Below are 1,428 nucleotides of genomic sequence, written 5' to 3'. Positions count from 1 at the left end.
GGGTTATTATGGATCAAGACTAATTGTTGTGTTTATGCAAATATTCTAGTTAATCTAAAGAGAAAGAATTCTACATTTTTGACTCCTCTAAATTGTGCTCTAAAGGCTTTTATTTTTGCATTAAAGGATTCTGCTGACGCATTAGTGCTTCTATTGATGAAGTAGTTTAGGATTGATCTATAATTTATCGTTATGGTGTTAGCAATAGTATTAAAAGCTTTAAACCCTGTTTGTTCTACATCTTTATACCAATGGGCTAGTTTAGTGTAAGCTGTTTGTATAGAAGTAGCTGTATTAAATATATTTCTTAGCCTCTGTACTAGATTGTATGCTTTTTTTATATCGGGATATTGCTCAAAGAGTATTTTAGATCTTATGTATTGGCTATGTGTCCAGTTGTTAGGTGCTTTGTAGAGTAAGTATCTACTTCTAGCTAAGAGTTGTTTCTTAGTATCGCCATTGTCAAATATCTCTGGATTATAGTTTTTTTGTTTGAGTTTAGCCTGTCTGATTAATTCATTTTCCCGATCTATAGCTTCCCATCGGTGTTTAATCCTGATATCTTGCAAGGCTTCTAAGGCAAGTTTTTGTACATGAAAACGATCTGTAACCTGTATCGCTTTACAAAAACACCTCTTAGCGATCATCTTCATAGAATTTGCCATATCCAAGGTGATCTCTTTTACTTTATCTCTAAGCGATTTAGGAATTTTAAGTAATTGCTCTACAATAGGCTCTACTTTAGTTCCTGATAGTATAGCTACAATAGCACCTCTCTTACCTTTGGCTTTTTTATTAGTGATAATCGTGTAGAGTTCTCCTTTAGAAAGTGCAGTCTCATCAATAGACAGATACTTACCCATATTCTCAGGAAAAATTAACCAGTCTCTAGCATGGGACTTATCTTTCCACTCTTTAAATTCACTTAAGTAATCTCGATATTGTCGTTGTAGCTTTTTACCATTGACTCCATAAAAACTACCGATAGTATGGCAATCATGAGGTTTAGTAGCTATTAAGTACTTTTAAAAAAGCAGCAAACTCAACTGTCATACGAGTCCCCTGTGCTACTAAATCCCAATCTCTTTGAACTACTTCTTTAGTACTCTTATCTAACCAACGACGGCGTTTGATATGAAGATAAACTGTTTTACCTCTCAATGGAAAATCCTGAATCGTAATTTCTTTATGAAAACCATGAGAAATAATAATACCTGATGAAAACTCCTTTGGAACATCTATTTTCTCTTCAAAATACAAATGAAGTACTTTGTCTTTGGTAGTATTAGCTGCTAATTCAAAATGAGTTACCAATAATTCTGGTAATACAAGCTTAAGTAAGTCAATATAGGAATCCAATCGCTGTTTTTTTACAAAGATCTTAATCTATTTTAAATCCACACACAACTTTTGGGAATGATCCTTCCT

2 protein-coding genes are annotated in these 1,428 nt (G+C 33.2%); both read right to left on the bottom strand.

The features are described from left to right. Positions 1-32: 32 nt before the first annotated feature. On the bottom strand, positions 33-986 hold the full coding sequence (locus DG508_RS17390; RefSeq protein ID WP_108869368.1) for an ISAon1 family transposase: 954 nt from the start codon (positions 984-986) through the stop codon (positions 33-35). Between the two features lie 19 nt (positions 987-1,005). Further along, positions 1,006-1,359: an ISAon1 family transposase N-terminal region protein gene (locus DG508_RS17385; protein ID WP_108869367.1), complete on the bottom strand. Its 354-nt coding sequence runs from the start codon at positions 1,357-1,359 to the stop codon at positions 1,006-1,008. Positions 1,360-1,428 lie beyond the last annotated feature (69 nt).

The organism is Aquimarina aquimarini, from assembly GCF_900299535.1.
GTDB classification, from domain to species: Bacteria; Bacteroidota; Bacteroidia; order Flavobacteriales; family Flavobacteriaceae; genus Aquimarina; species Aquimarina aquimarini.
The sequence above is the reverse complement of the archived record's forward strand: the minus strand, read 5'-3'. Positions and strand labels throughout refer to the sequence as shown.